Source organism: Rhizobium sp. ERR 942, assembly GCF_007828395.1.
GTDB lineage: Bacteria > Pseudomonadota > Alphaproteobacteria > Rhizobiales > Rhizobiaceae > Rhizobium > Rhizobium dioscoreae.
In genome coordinates this window covers 52,174-70,980 of the sequence record NZ_VIUA01000008.1, presented here as the reverse complement: position 1 = coordinate 70,980, position 18,807 = coordinate 52,174, and the positions used below count along the sequence as shown (strand labels likewise).

The following is an 18,807-nucleotide window of genomic DNA, read 5'->3' as shown; positions in this document are numbered from 1 at the left end:
AGGAGGAGAATGGCATGAAATCGCGTTTGAAATTCGGAGCCGTCGCGCGGTGGCTTTTAACATCAGCGGCACTCTGCGCCAGCGTGACTCTTTCGGCCGCGCCGGCGAATGCCGATGAGGCCAAGGGAGGAAAGCTGATTGTCGGCATCGACGAGACCGCGTCCGAATATTGGTCCGAGTATCTGCAAGGTGTAAAGGATATCGGTGCATCGCTCGGCAAGGAGCCCGTCGTGCTGACGAGCAACTACCAGGGTGATCAGCTGCTGGCGCAGCTCGGCGCGACCTATTCTGCCGGGTGCAATCAGTGCGCGCTTGCCACCGATCCGTCGTCTAACGCCTTCGTAAAGGCCGTCGTGAACCGGTCAGCCAAGTCGAAGGTTCATGTCGTAACGATCTGGAACCGACCCGAGGACATCCACCCCTGGGATACGGATTCCAAGTACTGGGTCGCTCATACATCCTTCGACGGCGTGATGTCCGGCTATTATCAGGTCATGGCGCTATGCAAGGCGCTAAACGGCAAGGGCAAGATTGCAGCCATCGAGGGCGTCCCGTCGACGCCGCCGGCATTCCAGCGCATTGCAGGCCTGAAGAAGGGCCTGAAGGAATGCCCGGGGCTTGAGCTCGTCGACACGCAGGTCGGTGACTGGCAGGAAACCAAGGCTCAGAACATCACGCGCACCTGGCTTGCTCGCTACGGCGACCAGCTGCAGGGCATTTTTGCATCGAACGATGCGATGGGCCGTGGCGCCGTCGCCGCGCTCAAGGAAAAGGGACTGAACGGTAAGGTTCTGGTCACGGGCTCCGATGGCTCGAACATCGGTCTGGAAATGGTCAAGAACGGCGACATGCTCGCGACCGTCTGGAACGATCCCGTTCTTCAGGGCGCCGTTTCGATGTCTCTAGCCTATGCCGCTGCTGTCGGCGATATCGACCCGGAAAAGCTGACGCATGCCCAGCGCGACTTCTACATCAAGCAGGACGTCGTGACGAAAGATAACGTCGACAAGTATCTCGATCTCAAGAAGAACGCGCCGAAATACACCTACGATGAAATCAAGAAAGATTTCTGGAAGGACTCTGCGGGCCAGATTCCGGAAGGCGCAAACGAGAACAAGTAATCGGAGGAGGGGTCGATGGACGCCGCTACCAGTATGAACTCCAAAACCGGCGCTCGCTCGCTGGCGCTTTTTGGCGAAATCAGAAGCAAGTCGTCATGGACGCAGTTTGCAGGCCCGATCGTGGCGCTCATCGTGCTGTCCGTAGGCTTCCAGCTGGTCAGCGGTAGCTTCTTTACGATCGACAACCTCAAATCCGTGATTGAGGCAGCGGCGGTTCCAGCCATTCTCGCCGCTGCCATCAGCTTCGTCGTCATCATGGGTTCCATCGACCTGTCGGTCGAAGGCACCATGGCGACGACGAGCATGATCGTTGCCCTGCTTGTCGCAAACGGCGTCAACGGCAACGACTACGGCCTGGTCGGCCTGCTGGCGGCGCTGGCGGTCGGCCTCGGCTTCGGTTTCTTCAACGCTGTGCTCAATGCGGTGTTGCAGATGCCGTCGCTGATCGTGACGCTCGGAACCTGGTTTGTCGGGCTCGGTATTGCCGCCGTTCTCTTTCCGTCGCGCGTGCCGCAGATCAACGATCCGCTCATTCTCAACCTAGCCCGCGTTCGAATCTTCGATCTGAGCCTTATCGTCTACATCGCGCTCGCCGTCATCATCGTCAGCCAGCTGGTCCTGAATTTCACGCGGCTAGGCCGCATGATCTACGCGATCGGTGGAGACGAAGGCCTGCTGGTCGCATCCGGTCTGCGCATTCGGTGGGTAAAGATCGCGGCCTTTTCGATTTGCGGTCTGCTCGCGGGCATGTGCGGCGTGCTGCTTTCCGCTCAGCTCAGCACCGGTAACGCGAATATCGGCAACGGGCTTCTGTTTCCCGCAATCAGTGCTGCTGTTCTCGGCGGCACTGTTCTGACGGGTGGACGTGGCGGCGCGGTTCAATCCGCACTGGGCGCCCTGTTGCTTGAGGTGCTGAACAACGGCCTGATCCAGATCGGCGCAGGTCCCTATACGCGTCATATCATCAGCGGCGCGGTCATCGTAGTCGCCGTCGCTGTAGGCGGCTGGCATCGCCGTCGCAAACTGAGGGTCGTAAAATGACAGGTTCGCTCGTTCTCAAAGGTGTCCGCAAGACCTATGGCAGCGTCGTTGCGCTCGAAGGGATCGATCTCGAAATCCCGGCGGGCCAGGTTCTCGGATTGATTGGCCAGAATGGCTCGGGCAAGTCGACGCTTCTCAAGATCCTGGCGGGATTGGCAATGCCCGATGACGGGCAGATCATTCTCGATGGCGAACCCATTGTACTCGATTCGGCGTCCACCGCCGGCAGCTTCGGCATCGGCATGGTTCATCAGGAGCAGTCTCTCATTCCGAATCTGACAGTTGCGGAAAATATCTTCCTCGACAAGCCACACCCGGCCATGAAGAACGGTCTCTACCGGTGGGGAGCGCTGAACAAGGCGGCTGAGGAGCAACTGCGCAAAATCTCGGTCGAATTGCCGGTGAAGGCTCTCGTCGAGGAATTGCGCTTCGCCGAACGCCAGCAGGTGGAGCTCGCCAAGGTTCTCGCGATCGAGGAACTCGTCGATCGCCCTCCGGTCATTCTCTTCGATGAGCCCACCTCGGTTCTCACACCTGAAGAAATCAAGCTGCTCTTCAAGCAGATAAACCGGTTGCGTGGGAATGCGACGATTGTCTTCGTCTCGCATCGGCTTGAGGAGGTCCTGGAGATCAGCGACCGGATCGTCGTGATGACCGACGGCCGCAAGGTCGCCGAACGTGAAAGCCGTTCAGTCGACCGAAATGAGCTCTACGAGCTGATGGTTGGACGTCAGCGGTTGAGCAACGCGCGATCTATCCGGAGGCCTGCGGCATCCGATGACAAGCCGGTGCTGAAGATCGAGCAGCTGGGCAGCGGACAGCATTTCCGCAATGTCGATTTCGAACTTCGCCGCGGCGAGATTCTGGGCATCGCCGGAGTGCTGGGTTCAGGCGCCGAGGAATTGTGCCGAGCCGTCTTTGGCGCAGAGCGGATCGATTCCGGAAGGATTGCGATCGAGGGCAGGGCGATGACCCCGGGCAGTCCGCGAAACGCGGTACGCGAGGGTATTGGATATCTGCCGGCTGACCGCCGGGCGGAGGGCATGCTGCCGAGCCGGTCTCTTTTCGAGAACGCAGTTCTCACGTTCGGCCTCGACTATGGCTGGCGCTCGGTCATCCTGAGGCGAAGCAGCGAACGGCCGGCGGCTCTCGAGTGGATGAAGCGCCTCAAGGTCAAGATGCATACGCCATATGCGCCGATATCGAGCCTGAGCGGCGGCAACCAGCAGAAGACTGTCCTGGCAAAGTGGCTTTTGGCGAAACGGTTAAAGGTTCTCTTCCTCGACCACCCCAGCCGTGGACTCGATCCCGGCGCCCGCGACGATCTGTTTGCCGTTATCCGACAGCAGGCGGAGAAAGGTCTGTCGATCGTCTTCGTCGGCGACACGATCTCGGAGCTGCTTGAGCTCTCGGACCGCATCCTGGTCATGCGGGATGGTGAGATCACCGCGCATTTCGACCTCGCCAGTGGCGCATTGCCGAAAGAAGAGGAAGTCGTCGCGGCCATGGTCTGAGCAAGACGTGACGGCCCCGCAAGTTGGACTTCGGATAAGGGATTGACGATCATGGAAAATACATTGGACAGCGCGCTGATCTCGGCGCTCCGCAGCCAAGGGCCGGGCTTGATGAGATCGCTTGGACCGCTTGCCGTTCTGATTGCGCTTGTGGCGATCAGCGCGGTGATTGCCCCCGGCGTGATCGAGCTGGACTCGCTCCTGAGCTTCCTGTCCGATGCGGCGCCGATCATTGCGCTGGTAATTGGCGGAACGCTGCCGATCCTGGCGGGCAGTATCGACTTGTCAGTCGCCGGCGTCGCTTCACTCACCGGCGTCCTTGTCGTCGTCCTCAATCCGATCTTTGGCCCATGGACGTCGCTCGTCGTCATCCTGCTCGCCATGGCATTCGGTGCGACCCAGGGCTTTCTGCATTCCTGGCTCCAGCTGCCATCTTTCATCGTCACGCTCGGTACGCTAAGCATGTTGTCAGGGCTTGCTTTGCTTCTTTCAAACGCGACGGCGGAGCCGATCCCCGAAAATGATTTTTTCGTTGCCTATCTCTCGAACAACACCGCAGAGATCCCGAACACGATAATTGCGCTGATCGTCATTGTCGCGGTGCTCGGCTTTTTGATGCGATATCTGCGGTTTGGACGGGACATTTACGCGCTCGGCACCGGTGAGCGGGCCGCGATCATGTCTGCCGTCAATGTCGTCGCCGTCCGCACCGTCATCTTTGCAATTTCGGCCGGTTGTGCGGCGGTCGCGGGTCTGTTCCTGATTTCCATCACCACATTCAGTTCGCCAACTCTTGCCGGCAACCTGCTGCTTCTGTCCATCGTCGGTGTTGTGCTCGGCGGCACTGCGATCTCGGGCGGTGTCGGCGGGCTGCTTCCGGCGGTCGTCGGCGGCCTGATCACGTCCTGGCTGCGCATCGTGACAGTCATCATCGGCGTGCAGCCGACGGCGCAAAACATCGTGTTCGGTCTTACTGCGCTGATTGCAGTGGCGCTGACGACCGACCGCAACAAGCTCGGCATCATCAAATAGTGCCGCTTGCGGCCGGTTATGAGAGATCAAGGGGCGGTTCGTTCGGACCGCCCCTTTGCGTTGCGCTAGACCGCGCTTCGCCTGACCCAGTCTCTTTGCGTGGATTTGAGGCTGGCTTCGATCTGGGCCGACGCGTCCTCGAGAGCAAGTCTTGTCGGTTTGTTGCCGAGCAGGGCGTCATGGATCTCTACGCCCAGAACCTTCTCGATCGTCGTGTATTGCGGAATATTGGGGCGCTGCCAGGTATGAAGAAGGTTCTTCTTTGCCAATTGGTCGACGAAGCGCACGATCGGTGAGCTCGCAGCCGCTTCCGGATCGGCGCTGACAGAAAAGCGCGGCGCGACCGGGAAGCCGTTCTTCACATGCGCCTTCATAGCTTCCCGCGACGCCATCCAAGCGATCGCGTCGGCGGCCAGTTCGACGCGCTCTTCGGGCAGATTGGTCGGGATGCAGAAGAGAAAGCCGCCGATCGGAGATGCGCGGGTGCCTCCAGGTCCGAACGGCTGCGGCAGATACTCGACCCGGCGCTTGACCACTGACTGGACGTCATATTCGAAGCGAGCCGCGCGCATGGTCCAGAAGTAACCAAGGCTTGCCTTGCCCTTCAAAAACACTTCGAGTGTCTGGTCCCACGCCATCTCGAGGATCGTCGGCGGTGATATCTCCACCAGCCGGCGCATGTAATCGAGTGCCGCAAATCCGGCATCGGACAGGATGGTGCAGCTCAGTTCCTCGAGATTGGTTCCATCGAGAGTGAAACCAGAACGCGTCTTGCGAAGCGAAATGGCGGGATGGCCGCAGGCGCCCATGAAGAACAGGAAGCTCGACGCGATCGGCATGCCACGTGCGCCATCCCAGACGGCGCCGTACATCCCGTCATCAGGTGCATGGAATTTGCGTCCGGCACTGATGACGTCGTCAAAGGTCTTGGGGAAGGACAGGCCTGCGTCGGCAAATAGGTCCTTGCGGGCGGCCAGGAACTCGACCGTGCAATAGCCCGGGACGCCATAGTCTTTGCCTTCCCAGGTCGCGGCCGACCAGATCGACGGGTGGAAGTCGAGCGGATTGATGCCAGTCTTCTGGACATATTGGTCAATCGGCCGGATGACGCCGCTTTCTGCGAACTCGCCAAGCCAGGGCATGTTGATCGCGATAACGTCGTAATCGGAGCGGGGCTTGGCGCCATTCTCACGCGCCCGGCGATAGAGCTCGGGAAGCGGCAGCAGATCGAAATTCTTGCGCGAGGCGAGATTGTTGCGAAAGTCGGCCCACATGTTGCGCATGGCCGAGAAGTAATTGTCGTCGTTCAGCAGGAAGCGCAGTTCGATCTGCGATTCAGCACGCTTCTGGACGAGACGCATTGGCGGAATGATCTGCGATCCCAGAGGAGTCCCGCCGAAATAATACTCGTCTTCCTCTTCGCCGGCACGCAAGCCAAGGGTCTGCGCCAGAAGGGATTTCGTCTTTCGCGCGTAGACTTCGAAGGAGCGGAGAAGCTGCTCGCTGGGCTGCAGCGCAAAGCTCTTGCCCGAAGGACCTTTCGCAACCTTGGCGATGTAACCGCTGTCGATCAGCCTGTTGATCAGCCGCATCGACGTCGCGTAAGGCAGGCCGGATTCCTGCCCAAGGGTCGAAATCGAAACCGTCTGGCTGAGAATATGCGACTTGATCAGGAAGGTGACGATAAGCCAGATGGCATCATCGTCGGCCTCCGCCACAACCTCTCGAAAGGGCCGGCGCGTCTTCTCGATGAAATCGATGACGCGTAACATCTCATATTCGTTCACGTCGGCCTCCCAAACCGTCGCGTTTCCGACGATCACACTAGCTGGCAAGTCGTCCTTTCACCAGTCTGCCTATATGGCCTTGAGTACGTGCGATGATCCGGATTGATCTCGCTTCAAACCGGCAAGGCGCTCGTATTGTTCGAAGAGAACGAAGAAGTCCTTTTCGGCGAGACCATCGGCGAAGGCGGCCTCATATTGCTGGCGGATCATAGAGGCGAGATACATCGGTACGTGGTCAGACTTCGCAGCGCCGAGAATGAGATCGAAGTCCTTCATCATCTGCGAAACCGAAAATGCCGGATCGAAATTCCGTTTCACCAGCAGGTCCCGCTTGTAGGCGATCAGCGGCGAGGCAACGGCGCTTTCACAGATGACATTCAGCATCGTCTCGACTGAGAGATTTCCCTTGAGCCCGAGCGTCAGGGCCTCTCCAAGCAGGGCCGCGGTCGCACCGACCAGGGCATTCAGGACGAGTTTCAGATAACGAGCCTCTTCACCCTCGCCGAGATAGAACTGCTTCGCCGCAAAGCTTGCAAGAATCGGCTCGACCTTGTGGTAGTCCGCTTCGGGTCCCGAAACCATCACCGACAACATCCCTGACGATGCCGTGACGGTGCTGCCTGAAACCGGCGCGCGAAGATAGGCGACCCTCTTGCGGACGAGTGCCTCGGCGACTTCGGCCGAGAGTTCGGGCGAGACGGTGCTCATCTCTACCAGGATCTGGCCGGGCTTGAGGAGATCGACGAGTGCCGATGGCCCGAGCGTCAGTTGGCGCAAAATGGCATCGTTCGGAATCGTGAGTATGATCACGTCCGAGGCCTCGACGAGATCCTCGAGGCTGTGCGCGACGTTCGCGCCCTGGGCGACGACCGACGCGCGGTTTTCCGGCAGCGGTTCATAGACGGACAGGGGATATCCGCGCTCCAGAACGCGCCTGCTCATGGGGGCCCCCATTTTTCCGATGCCCGCCCAACCCACTCTCAACGTGTCGCTCATGCATAACCTTTCTTCCCTGGAAGCAGGTGCGATCCAGAAATATTCGATGCCGTCATTTCACGAAGGAGCTCGAACAAGCCAATCGGGCCGTCGGACCGCTCGGTGCATGCACTCTCCTCCTACAGAAATACTAACGCCGCAGGCAGATCGTTTGCTGTATTGAAAATATCCGTTTCGGATAATTAAAGATTTGTCGAAGCGCGTATTCACCCGTAGCTTCAGTCCCGGATCGCACGGCGGTTCCTCGGGAGGAATAAGCCGTCAGAAAAAAGGAAAACGCGGAAGCTCAGCGCTGCCGCGGACGATATCTTTTTGTCGGTTTGCCGGCATGTCGGAGGAGTATGAAATGGGATCGAGCGTCGTTGCAGCCGTTGCCGGCAAGGTGGTTATCGTAACCGGCTCAGCACGGGGTATCGGTGCTGGCATAGCTTCGGACCTTGCCGACAAGGGCGCCCATGTCGTCATCGCCGATCTGAACGCGGAGGCTGCGCAGAGGACCGCCTCAAAGATTTCTTCGCAGGGCGGCAGCGCCACTGCCGTCGGGGTGGACGTATCGAGCCGTAAGGACGTTCGGGCGTTGATCGAAACGACTGTCTCGCATTTCGGCCAGCTCGATGTGATGTTCAACAACGCCGGCATCAGCCAGACCTGCCCATTCCTTGAAGTCACCGACGAGGACTTCGACCGCATCATGGCGATCAACGGCCGAGGTGTGCTGATCGGGACGCAGGAAGCGGCAAAGCAGATGATCGCCCAGGGCGGCGGCGGAAAGATCATCAATACAGCGTCGATCGCCGGCAAGCAGGGCTATCCGCTCTTTGCGCATTACTGTGCGTCGAAATTTGCCGTCGTCGCCATTACACAGGCTGCGGCCCGCGCATTGGCTGAGCATAAGATCACTGTGAACTGCTTCGGCCCTGGCGTTGTTAAGACGGAGCTTTGGGAGCAGCTAGACCGTGAATTCATCGAGCATGGGCTGACCGAGAAGCCGGAACAGGCGCTCAACGAGTTCTCCCAGTCCATCCTGCTCGGGCGCGCCTCGCTTCCCAAAGATATCACAGGCGTAACGACATTCCTCGCCTCCGATGCATCGGATTACGTCACCGGACAAACGGTGATGGTCGACGGCGGCATGGTCCTGATCTGAAACACATGCGACTGGTCCGCGACTGCGGCCACCAACTGCAATCACGAAAGGCATTGCGATGAAGGCTGTACGATATTACGCGAAGAGAGACATCCGGGTCGAAGACGTGCCGGCGCCCAGCGGCCCACTCGGCGACGACATGGTGCTGATCGAGCCCTTGGTCTGTGGCATCTGCGGCACGGACATACACGAATATATCGCAGGCCCTATCGTCACGCCGGCAACCCCCAACTCCTATTCCGGCGCTGTCCTTCCGCAGATCCTGGGCCACGAGTTTTCCGCGCGCGTTCTGGAGGTGGGCAAGAACGTCACGCATGTCTCGCCGGGCTCGCGCGTTTCCATCCAGCCGCTGATTTCGCCGCGCGATGATTATTACGGTCGTCGCGGCCTCTTCCATCTCAGCGAAAACATGGCTGTTGTCGGGCTCTCCTGGGACTGGGGCGGTATGGGCGAACGCGCCGTCGTCAACGGCTACAACGCCATTCCGGTGCCGGATACGGTCTCGGACGTTCAAGCCGCGATGATCGAGCCGGCGGCCGTAGCCGTTTATGGTGTCGATCGCGGTGGCGTGACGAGCGGTAGCAGCGTGCTCGTGTCAGGTGTCGGGCCGATCGGCGCGCTGGTTCTGCTCGCGGCCAAGGCTGCCGGCGCGACTAAGATCTTCGTCTCCGAGCTCAATCCGAACCGCCGCGCGCTGGCACAACAGCTGGCGCCCGAGGCGATCGTCTTCGATCCGCGCGAAACGGATGCAGAGAAGCTGTTCCGCGACCAGACCGAAGAAGGCGTTGGCGTCGACGTCGCGCTCGAATGCGTTGGCGCCGAAGCATCGCTGAACCTCTGCGTGAAGGCCGTGCGCCGCCGCGGGACGGTCGTGCAGGTCGGCCTACATGTGAAGCCGGCTGCGATCGATGCGATGCTCTGGGCGCTGAAGGACATCACGGTCGAGGCAACCTGGTGCTACCCGGTGACGATCTGGCCCCGCATCGCCTCGATGATCGGCGCCGGCATTTTCCCGGTCGAAAAGGTTGTCACGGCCGAGATCGCGCCCGAAGACGTGGTCCAAAAGGGCTTCGAGGCGCTGCTCGACCCTAAGGCCACCCACATGAAAATCCTCGTCAATATGAAGGCCTGATCATGATGAACCCGATGGATCTCAGCGGTCGGACGTTTCTGATCACGGGTGCCGCCGGCGGCATCGGCAGCGCGACTTCCCTTTATCTCGCCTCGCTCGGCGCAACCATCGTGGCCGCCGATCGAGATGGTGCGGTCGAAAACACGCGCGACGCCGTTCGGGCGGCGGGAGGAAAGGCCGAGGCCGTCACGTTCAACGTTGCCGACAAGGGTTCGGTTGAGGCTGTGGCGGCGAAGGTCGGTGAGCGTTTCGGCCCTCTCGACGGTATCTTCGCCAATGCCGGCATGTCGTATGAACGCCCGGCGCTGGAGCACAGTGAGGCGGACTGGCGCACGGTCATATCCGTCAATCTCGACGGCGTCTTTTGGACGGTACAGGCTTTCGCGCGCTCGATGGTGTCGGCCGGACGTGGTTCGGTGGTGATGACGGCGTCGATTGCCGGCGTCAAAGCCGTGCGGCCGGAGCTACATGTCGGCTACGATGTTTCGAAGGCTGGCGTCGCTCACATGTGCCGGGTTCTGGCGGCTGAATGGGCGCGCTCAGGCGTACGTGTCAACTCGGTCGGCCCAGGATACACCGATACCGTAATGTTGGCCGAGGTTGGCCGCACGCAGCCTGCCGTCATGCAGAAGTGGCTTGATGACACGCCGGTCAATCGTCTGATCAAACCCGAAGAGATTGCCGCAACCGTGGCCTTCCTGCTCTCCGATGCGGCGAGCGGCATCACTGGCCAGCTGCTGATGGTCGATGGCGGCTACTCTATCGCTTGAATTCGAAAGGAATAATCGATGTTTTATGCAGTTCACTGCCTCGATCACGAAGGCGCTGTCGAAAAGCGGCTTGCCAATTACGATGCCCACAAGGCTTATCTTTCGGCCGGCAAGACCAAGACCGTCATTTCCGGCCCACTGCTCGCCGATGATAACGAAACCATGATCGGCTCTCTCTTCGTCTTCGAAGCCGACACCAAGGAAGAGATCGTCGCCTTCAATAAAGCCGATCCCTTTACCAAGGCCGGCGTCTGGAAGTCCGTCAACATCCATCCCTTCAGCAAGCGGGTCGACAATCGATGACGGTGATCGAGAAAAAGCCGGTCGTGGCGGCGCTCGTTGGCCTCGGCTGGTGGGGTCGCAAGATGGCGAGCCTCGTCAATGATGGCGGCGCGAAGATGCACTTCGTGCGCGCGGTCGATCCCAGCCCTGACGCGGCCGCCTTTGCCGCCCAGATGGGGCTGCAATATTCGCCCGATATGGATGAGGCTCTGGCCGACCCGACCATCGAAGCGGTCGTGCTCGCGACACCGCATTCGCTGCATCGGAAGCAGATCGCCCGTGTCGTTGCCGCTGGCAAGCATGTCTTTTGCGAAAAACCTCTCGATCTGACCCGAGCCGGCGCCGAAGCCTCCGTTGCACTTTGCCGCAAGGCGGGGCTCGTTCTTGGCATGGGCCATGAGCGTCGTTTCGAGCCGCCGATCGCCGAGATCCTGGAGGCAGCCAAATCGGGAAGGCTCGGCCGGCTGCTGCAGATCGAGGCGAATTTCAGCCACGACAAGTTCCTCGGCCTCGACGCGTCGAACTGGCGGCTGAAGGCCGATCAGGCTCCTGCCGGCGGCATGACCGCAACTGGCATCCATCTCACCGACCTTGCCGTCAAGCTGATGGGCCTGGCAAAGGATGTCCGCGTCGTTTGCGAAAACCTCGCTTCAAATATTCCGCAGGGCGATACGATGAGCGCCCATATCCGCTTTGCCGATGGTGGTTCAGCTTATATCTCGGCGACGCTTGCCACGCCCTTCATCTCGCGTTTCGCAATCTTCGGTACGGATGGATGGATCGAGGTGCGCGATAAGGCACATGTTGAAGCACCCGACGGCTGGATCATCACAGAGGGTTGGAAGAACAAGCCGATCACGGTGCGTGAAGTGCCGCCGGCCGAGCCGGTCCGCGACAATCTCAGGGCCTTCGCCAAGGCTGTTCGCGGCGAGGCGGATTATCCGATCACCGGCGAGGACATGATCAACAATATTGCATTGCTCGAAGCCATCGTGCGCTCATCGAAGAGCGGCGCGCTGGTCGAGGTCTAGGAGGATGACGTGAAAGCTCTGGTTTTCGAGGCACCCGAAAAGCCTGTTATCGCCGATGTCGGCATGCCCGACCTTTCGCCGAACGAGGTTCTGGTTCGCACCAAGGCCGTCGGCATCTGCCACTCCGACTATGAGCTCCTGGCCGGGCGCTACATCATCCCGATTTCCTATCCTGTGACCCCGGGTCACGAATGGAGCGGGGAGATCGTCGAGGTCGGACGCAACGTCAAGGGCTTCAAGAAGGGGGACCGGGTTGTGGGCGAATGCGTGGTGAGGACGCCGGAGCGGCTGCACCATTTCGGCTTTTCCATGAGCGGCGCGGACCGCGAATTCTTTGCCGTCAATCCGGAATGGCTGCACAAACTACCCGATGCGGTGGATGACAAGAAGGCGGCACTGATCGAGCCTTTTACCTGCGGCTTCTATGCGGTGCTGCGCTCCGGCGGCACCAATGCCAGCGAGACCGTCGTCGTCTCGGGCGGCGGCACGATCGGCCTCGTCTCGGCCGCGGCGGCGATCGGTATGGGTGCCCGCGTCATCGTTGTCGATCCGCTGGCCTCGCGCCGTGAGGTGGCAAGGCGCCTTGGCGCCGACAAGGCGATCGATCCGACCGACGGTAGTGCCGCCGATAGGATTCGCGAGCTGACGGGTGGCCATGGCGCCGATCTTGTCATCGAGGCTTCTGGCCACGACGCGTCGCTTGCTGCGGCCTTCGACTACGCCCGTGAGGAAGGTCGCATGTCGATGGTGGGCATCAATATCGGCCGCAAGGTGCCGGTCACGATCGGCCAGATTCAGATGAAGAACCTAACCGTGCGCGGCTGTATTGGCTCGCCGGGCGTCTGGCCTGCCGCCATCCGCTTCCTGGAACGCACGGGCATCGATCTATCGCCGATCCAGACCCATGACTTTGCCCTGACGGAGGCAGTCCAGGCCCTCTCGTTCGGTCAGGACCCTACGAAGAGTATCAAGATCACCCTGTTGAACGGTTGAACACATGAGCAAGCATGCCCTGATTGTCGGCGCGACCGGCATTACCGGAAGCAATCTCGCTGAACTCCTGCTGGCCTCCGATGACTGGAGCGTGTCGGGCTTGTCCCGATCCGTCAGCCCTGTTGCCGGCGTGCAAACGTTTCAATGCGATCTCGTCGATCCGGATTCCGTCCGCGGCGCGCTGCTTGGCTTGCGGCCGACCCACGTCTTCATTACAGCCTGGTCGCGCCGGGAAACGGAAGCGGAGAACTGCAAGGTGAACGGAGCGATCGTCCGCAATGTGCTCGACGGATTGCAAGGCGGGAGCGTCAAACATGTCGCGCTGACGACCGGGACCAAGCACTATCTCGGTCCGTTCGAAACCTACGCTAAGACGCAACCGGAAACACCGTTTCGCGAAGAGCAGGCCCGTCTGCCGGGCGACAACTTCTACTACGTCCAGGAAGACGAGGTTTTCGCCGCCGCCGCCCGCGATGGGTTTACGTGGTCCATCCACCGACCGCATACGCTAATCGGCTATGCCGTCGGAAACGCGATGAATATGGCGGCAACGCTCGCTGTCTACGCATCGATCTGCAAGGAGACGGATAGACCCTTCATATTCCCGGGATCGCCGCAGCAATGGCAGGCGGCGACCGATGTCACCGATGCGCGCCTGCTTGCCCGTCATCTTCGATGGGCCGCAACCACGAAGGATGCCGCCAATCTCGCCTTCAATGTCGTCAACGGCGAGGTTTTCCGGTGGAAATGGCTCTGGCCTCGGATCGCCGCCTATTTCGGCATTGAGACGGCACCCTATTCAGGTGCGCCAGATCCGCTGGAAATCCAAATGGCAGGGGCGGGCGAGATCTGGGATGGGATGGTGAGGAAATATGACCTGCAGCCCAACGCGCTCACGCGCGTCGCGTCCTTCTGGCATTCGGACGCAGACCTCGGACGCCAGGTCGAAACATTCAACGACATGGGCCGCAGCCGCAAACTCGGCTTTCTGGATTACCAGGACACGACCCAGTCCTTCACCGACGCTTTCGACCGCCTGCGCGCGGATTGCATCATACCCTAATTAAAGGAGGATCGCATGAATGCCGACCTCACCACGCCGGCTTCGCCGGATGGATATTTCACCGAAGAAAACTCGATCGAGACCGTTAACGCCCGCATGGCCAAGACTGTCCATCCGCGACTTGCCGAGATCATGGCATCTCTCGTGAAGCATCTCCATAATTTCGCGCGCGAGACCGAGCTCACGCAGGAAGAATGGGAATTCGGCATCGATTTCCTGACGCGCACCGGGCAGATCTGTACGCAGGAGCGTCAGGAATTCATCTTGCTCTCGGATACACTCGGTCTTTCCATGCTGGTCGACGCCATTAACAACAGGCGGCCGCAAGGTGCGACCGAAAACACCGTCTTCGGTCCTTTCCATGTCGAGGGTTGCCCCGTTCGCCAGATGGGCGATCAGATCTGCCTGGATGGTAAGGGCGAGAGCTGTCTCTTCATCGGGCGCGTGCTCGACCTCGACGGCAATCCTGTCGCCGGGGCGAGGATCGATGTCTGGTCCGACAATGCCGAGGGCTACTACGACGTTCAGCAGCCCGATATCCAGCCGAAATGGAACAATCGCGGCGTGTTCGTGACTGCTGAAGACGGACGCTACAGCTTCATCGGCATCAAGCCGGTGTCCTATCCCATCCCCGACGATGGGCCGGTCGGAAAGATGCTGGCAAGCCTCGGCCGCCATCCGTATCGCCCGGCGCATATGCATTACATGGTGCGTGCAGAGGGCTTCCAGAAGTTAGTGACGCATACCTTCGTCGGCGGTGATCCCTATCTGGAGTCGGACACGGTATTCGGCGTCAAGAAGACCCTTGTCGCGCCGTTCACGCGGGTCGAAGGCGATGAAACGCTCTGGCGATCCGATTACGATTTCGTTCTGGCAAGACCAGATCAGACGCGTTAGGAGCCTGCATTGGAAGATTTCGTCTATACAGGAAATCCCGGTCGCGTTGTCTTTGGCAGCGGCACGATTGCCCGCCTCCCTGAGGAGGCAGACCGGCTGAAGGCAAAGCGAATTCTTGTGCTCTCGACGCCTGAGCAGGCCGGACAAGCGGCTAGCATCGCCAAACATCTGGGATCGCGCGTCGTCGGAACCTATTCGAAAGCGCAGATGCACACTCCCGTGGAGGTGACAGCGGATGCCATGCAGTCCCTCAAGGAGTGCTCGGCCGATGCCGTGCTTTCGGTCGGAGGCGGGTCGACTACCGGACTTGGAAAAGCAATCGCATTTCGTACCAATCTGCCTCAGATCGTCGTGCCGACGACTTATGCGGGTTCGGAAGCAACGCCGATCCTGGGCGAAACTGAAGGTGGTCGCAAGGTCACCAAGTCCGATCCGCGCATTCTTCCCGAAGTCGTCATATATGACGTGGATCTGACCCTGACCCTGCCGGTCGCGCTGTCGGTGACCAGCGGCATCAACGCTGTCGCGCACGCCGTGGAAGCGCTTTATGCCAGGGAAGCGAACCCGGTCATCTCGTTGATGGCCGAACAGGGAATATCGGCGGTCACTCGTTCGCTGCCGCTTATTCACGCCGATCCTGGTAACCGCAACGCGCGCTCCGATGCGCTCTACGGGGCATGGCTCTGCGGCGTCTGCCTTGGCGCGGTCGGCATGGCGCTACATCACAAGCTTTGCCATACGCTGGGCGGAATGTTCAATCTGCCCCATGCCCCGTTGCACACCGTAGTTCTTCCGCATGCTGTCGCCTACAACGCGTCGGCTGCGCCAGCGGCCATGAAACGTTTGTCGCGGGCCATGGCCGTTGATGATCCGGCTACAGGTCTTTTTGATCTTGCGAAGCGACTTGGTGCGACGATGTCGCTGAAGGACCTCGGAATGCCCGATGGCAGTGTCGAGAGCGCTGTCGAACAAGCAATGGCCAATGCTTACTGGAATCCACGCCAGCTTGAGGAGCCCGCTTTGAGCGCATTGCTTGATCGTGCATTCCAAGGGAAGCCGCCCCTGGGCGTGATCTGAGCTAGCTTGGCGCTGCCTGGCAGAAACGTGGAAGGGTGGAATAGCAGAGGTCCAAAATGGATAAATCCTCTGTTTCCTTTGTTCTCGGTCCGCGTACGATCATAGCCGCGACATTTACAAGTCGCCGGTCGCTCGGGAGGAGCGAATAGAGAGTTTGGTGAGGAGTCTGAGACAATGCTGGCAGTTCGTGTTGCAATATCCAACCCAGACAAGGCGGATGCGCGCGAACTTCATCTCGAAGATCACAAACGTCATCTTCGCTCAGGAGGCATCCGCGTGGTTCAATCAGGACCAATTCTGGACGGCGCTGGTAAGGGAAGCGGCGGTGTCGTTATTGCCGAGGTTGCCTCGCTGGACGATATGCGCCGGTTCAGTTCTGAAGATCCGTTCGTGCGCCATGGTGTCTATTCGACCGTCAGTATTTACGAGTGGCGCCCGACGATAGGCGGCAACGCCTGACGCGGCGGCGAGTGAATTTCGATGCCCGGTCAGTTTTCGAAGGAGGAGAGAAAATGAGAGCGGTACGATTTATCAATTGGGACAAGGTCCGAGACTGGCTCGCGCAGGCTGGATGCGCCTGCAGCGGTTATTATGCCGAGTATGAGGCTTTGCGTCCGAGACCACATCCGCACTCCCTCGCCGACAAAAATTTGAGCCACTCCTCGCTACGGGTCGTCCGGACGATCAAGGGGCGCGAGCTCTAGCGCTACGCCGAAATTCATCTTTGTTGGCTTTCTACCCGCGGCGCCGGCCGTCGCGGAACGGGGAGTTCTGACGTGAACAATGCGGAAAGAAGCTTCGATGACGAACATCACCTCCATCGCTTCTAACCAGCGGATCAAGGAGCCTTTCATGGCGATACCGCTGGCGCGAAGCTTCCTGACAGTCATGCTCTCGACTTTGTTTCTTCTTGTGCTTTGCGGTGTTTTCGCACCGTCCAGTCTGTCATCCGGCGCCCTCTCTGGGAGCCTACCTTTCGCCGCGATTATCGCGATCGTCGGTCTTGGGCAGTTGCTTGTGGTGCAGCAGGGTGGCTTCGATCTTTCCCTCCCAGGGGCCGTGTCTCTTGCTGTGGTTATGGCCACGCACTACCCGCAGCAAGACGACGCGTTGCTTTATCAGGCCGTGCTGATCTCGTTGGGCATTGCGCTCGTTGCCGGCCTGCTGAACGGCATTCTTGTCAGCCTTTTTCGGCTAAATGCGATCATCGCTACGATCGGAACCAACGCGCTGCTTTACGGCGCCGTATTTGCGGTATCCGGTGGCGTTCCGTCCATCACGACGAACCTGCTGGCCACGATCGCCGGAGGCCAGATGTTCGGGCTCCCCAACTCCGTCGGCGTCGCGATTGTCGCCATGGTAGTCGTCTCGTTCACGCTCAAGAAGACGGTCGCAGGCCGCAGGTTCGAAGCGATCGGCGCCAATCCGCTGGCATGCCAGGCGGCCGGCCTGCGGGTGCGCGCTCACCAGATGATGGCCTATGTGTGGGCGCAAGTGCTCTACTGTCTGGCCGGCACGCTGATCGCCGGCATTACGCGAGAGCCGACGGCCTTCCAGGGCGACAGCCTGCTGCTGCCGTCCGTAGCCGTCGTTGTCCTTGGCGGCACATCGTTGCTCGGCGGCAGAGGCTTCCCGATCTCGACGGTCATAGCGGCCTTTTTCCTGAACCAACTGAGCCAATTCGCACTCACAGTCGGTGTGCCGTTTTCGGCTCAGACCATTATCCAGGCCCTCGCCCTGGGTTTTGGCATCGGTGTTTACTCGTTCCGATGGACGGTAAATTTAAGATCGACGACTGGGGTAAAAAAAGTGGAGGAGAAACAATGAGATATCATTCAATGGCAAAGCAATTGGCGCTTGCCGCCGTTTTCGGGGTGGCGGTTTTCGCCAGCGCCGATATTGCCAGGGCGGAAACCCCATCTTGGTGCGGGCCCAAGAAGGCGACGCTGGCGTTGCTCGACGGCTACGGCGGCAACAGCTGGCGTCAGGTGACGACCGCTTCCGGTAAGCAGACCGTCGAGTTGTGTCCAAGCATAACCAAGTACGAATATGCGGACGGTCAGGGCGATACCCAGAAGTCGATCTCCGATATCAAGAGCATGGCCGCGAAGGGCATCGACGCATTGGTCGTCTTCGGCGATGCAGGACCGGCGGTCCTGCCGGCGCTGACCAGTGTTTACAAGTCCGGCAAGGTTGTGGTTCCCTATCGTGTCGCCGTTGGCGGCAAGGACGGGCAAAACTATTCCAAGTTCGTTGGAGCGTCGTTCGAGAACGATGGCGAGACCTGGGGCAAATGGATCAAGTCGATCCTGCCCAAGGGTGGGAATCTGCTGTTCCTCAGCGGCCCTGCAGGTAACAGTCAAGGTCTTGACGAGCTCAAGGGCCTCAAGAAGGTGTTGGGCGCCGAGTACGTCTTCGTCAATCAGGCACCCTTCGCCGTCACCAACTGGGATCCTGCCCTGACGCAAAAGGTGTTGACCGCGGAAATTGCCAAGAACCCGAAGATCGACGTGATCATCTCCGACTTCGGTCCGTCTATGGTCGGCGCGCTGCCGCTCTTCGGCAAGCAGGGCAAATCGATCCCGGCGCTTGCGACCTCCGACGGCAATTCACTCGGCTGCTTCTACGAAGAGAACAAGGCCAGCAACCCTGATTTCAAGCTCTTCACCGTGGCGACCGGCAATGACAACGTTCGTCTTGCCGTTCAGTGGGCCGTTGCATTGGCAACCGACGGCAAGCCGCCGGCCGATACAACGTTCAAGGCGCCAGCATTCGAAGATTCTGTCGCCGGCGGCGCCAATGCTGTGAAGTGCCGCAAGGATCTGCCTGGCGCGATCTATCTTTCGTCCGCGCTGCCGCCCGAGGATCAGGCCAAGGCCGTTACGAAGTAGTCGCAGTTCCTTCAACGATCTGCCTGGCCTTGC

Annotated in this window: 18 protein-coding genes; 16 read left to right on the top strand and 2 right to left on the bottom strand. The window is 59.9% G+C overall.

Going from position 1 to position 18,807, the window contains the following annotated elements:
• Nucleotides 1-14 precede the first annotated feature (14 nt).
• Genes FBZ97_RS27930 through FBZ97_RS27915 form a run of 4 tightly spaced genes read left to right on the top strand, consistent with a single transcriptional unit; the run spans nucleotide 15 to nucleotide 4,708 of the window.
• Nucleotides 15-1,121 (top strand): sugar ABC transporter substrate-binding protein, encoded by a 1,107-nt coding sequence (locus FBZ97_RS27930; RefSeq protein ID WP_113408942.1) that lies wholly within the window; start codon nucleotides 15-17, stop codon nucleotides 1,119-1,121.
• 15 nt (nucleotides 1,122-1,136) lie between these two features.
• Nucleotides 1,137-2,162, top strand: a complete 1,026-nt coding sequence (locus FBZ97_RS27925) for an ABC transporter permease (RefSeq protein ID WP_113408941.1) — start codon at nucleotides 1,137-1,139, stop codon at nucleotides 2,160-2,162.
• On the top strand, nucleotides 2,159-3,676 hold the full coding sequence (locus FBZ97_RS27920; RefSeq protein WP_113408940.1) for a sugar ABC transporter ATP-binding protein: 1,518 nt from the start codon (nucleotides 2,159-2,161) through the stop codon (nucleotides 3,674-3,676). Before FBZ97_RS27925 ends, FBZ97_RS27920 begins: the two co-directional genes overlap by 4 nt.
• Before the next feature lie 51 nt (nucleotides 3,677-3,727).
• Entirely contained in the window at nucleotides 3,728-4,708 is a 981-nt protein-coding gene (locus FBZ97_RS27915) for an ABC transporter permease (RefSeq protein WP_145324165.1), read from the top strand.
• A 65-nt stretch (nucleotides 4,709-4,773) separates the two neighbouring features.
• Here the strand turns inward: FBZ97_RS27915 and FBZ97_RS27910 are convergent, their stop codons facing one another.
• A complete protein-coding gene (locus FBZ97_RS27910; protein WP_145324163.1) occupies nucleotides 4,774-6,495 on the bottom strand; it encodes an extracellular solute-binding protein in 1,722 nt (573 codons plus the stop codon).
• 69 nt (nucleotides 6,496-6,564) lie between these two features.
• On the bottom strand, nucleotides 6,565-7,491 hold the full coding sequence (locus tag FBZ97_RS27905) for an NAD(P)-dependent oxidoreductase (protein ID WP_113408937.1): 927 nt from the start codon (nucleotides 7,489-7,491) through the stop codon (nucleotides 6,565-6,567).
• 346 nt (nucleotides 7,492-7,837) lie between these two features.
• On the opposite strand from FBZ97_RS27905, the gene FBZ97_RS27900 reads away from it, so the two are divergent.
• From FBZ97_RS27900 to FBZ97_RS27845, 12 genes are all read left to right on the top strand, one after another.
• Nucleotides 7,838-8,638, top strand: coding sequence for a glucose 1-dehydrogenase (locus tag FBZ97_RS27900; RefSeq protein ID WP_145324161.1), 801 nt, complete (start codon nucleotides 7,838-7,840; stop codon nucleotides 8,636-8,638).
• A gap of 58 nt (nucleotides 8,639-8,696) precedes the next feature.
• Nucleotides 8,697-9,770, top strand: coding sequence for a zinc-binding dehydrogenase (locus FBZ97_RS27895; protein WP_145324159.1), 1,074 nt, complete (start codon nucleotides 8,697-8,699; stop codon nucleotides 9,768-9,770).
• A gap of 2 nt (nucleotides 9,771-9,772) precedes the next feature.
• Nucleotides 9,773-10,540 carry an SDR family NAD(P)-dependent oxidoreductase gene (locus FBZ97_RS27890; RefSeq protein WP_113408934.1) on the top strand — a complete coding sequence of 256 codons (768 nt, stop codon included), beginning with the start codon at nucleotides 9,773-9,775 and terminating at the stop codon, nucleotides 10,538-10,540.
• Nucleotides 10,541-10,558: 18 nt separating this feature from the next.
• A complete protein-coding gene (locus FBZ97_RS27885) occupies nucleotides 10,559-10,843 on the top strand; it encodes a YciI family protein (RefSeq protein WP_112343044.1) in 285 nt (94 codons plus the stop codon).
• Nucleotides 10,840-11,853, top strand: a complete 1,014-nt coding sequence (locus FBZ97_RS27880) for a Gfo/Idh/MocA family oxidoreductase (protein ID WP_145324157.1) — start codon at nucleotides 10,840-10,842, stop codon at nucleotides 11,851-11,853. The genes FBZ97_RS27885 and FBZ97_RS27880 overlap by 4 nt, the downstream gene beginning before the upstream one ends.
• A gap of 9 nt (nucleotides 11,854-11,862) precedes the next feature.
• Entirely contained in the window at nucleotides 11,863-12,846 is a 984-nt protein-coding gene (locus tag FBZ97_RS27875; protein WP_173004637.1) for a zinc-binding dehydrogenase, read from the top strand.
• 4 nt (nucleotides 12,847-12,850) lie between these two features.
• Nucleotides 12,851-13,909 (top strand): SDR family oxidoreductase, encoded by a 1,059-nt coding sequence (locus FBZ97_RS27870; RefSeq protein ID WP_145324155.1) that lies wholly within the window; start codon nucleotides 12,851-12,853, stop codon nucleotides 13,907-13,909.
• A 15-nt stretch (nucleotides 13,910-13,924) separates the two neighbouring features.
• On the top strand, nucleotides 13,925-14,806 hold the full coding sequence (locus tag FBZ97_RS27865; protein WP_145324153.1) for an intradiol ring-cleavage dioxygenase: 882 nt from the start codon (nucleotides 13,925-13,927) through the stop codon (nucleotides 14,804-14,806).
• Nucleotides 14,807-14,815: 9 nt separating this feature from the next.
• A complete protein-coding gene (locus FBZ97_RS27860; RefSeq protein ID WP_113408930.1) occupies nucleotides 14,816-15,883 on the top strand; it encodes a maleylacetate reductase in 1,068 nt (355 codons plus the stop codon).
• A 174-nt stretch (nucleotides 15,884-16,057) separates the two neighbouring features.
• Nucleotides 16,058-16,342 carry a YciI family protein gene (locus FBZ97_RS27855; RefSeq protein WP_069613520.1) on the top strand — a complete coding sequence of 95 codons (285 nt, stop codon included), beginning with the start codon at nucleotides 16,058-16,060 and terminating at the stop codon, nucleotides 16,340-16,342.
• Nucleotides 16,343-16,735: 393 nt separating this feature from the next.
• Complete coding sequence (locus FBZ97_RS27850) at nucleotides 16,736-17,710, top strand: ABC transporter permease (protein ID WP_173004646.1); 975 nt, start codon at nucleotides 16,736-16,738, stop codon at nucleotides 17,708-17,710.
• Nucleotides 17,707-18,774 carry a substrate-binding domain-containing protein gene (locus FBZ97_RS27845; RefSeq protein ID WP_113408928.1) on the top strand — a complete coding sequence of 356 codons (1,068 nt, stop codon included), beginning with the start codon at nucleotides 17,707-17,709 and terminating at the stop codon, nucleotides 18,772-18,774. The genes FBZ97_RS27850 and FBZ97_RS27845 overlap by 4 nt, the downstream gene beginning before the upstream one ends.
• Nucleotides 18,775-18,807: the final 33 nt, after the last annotated feature.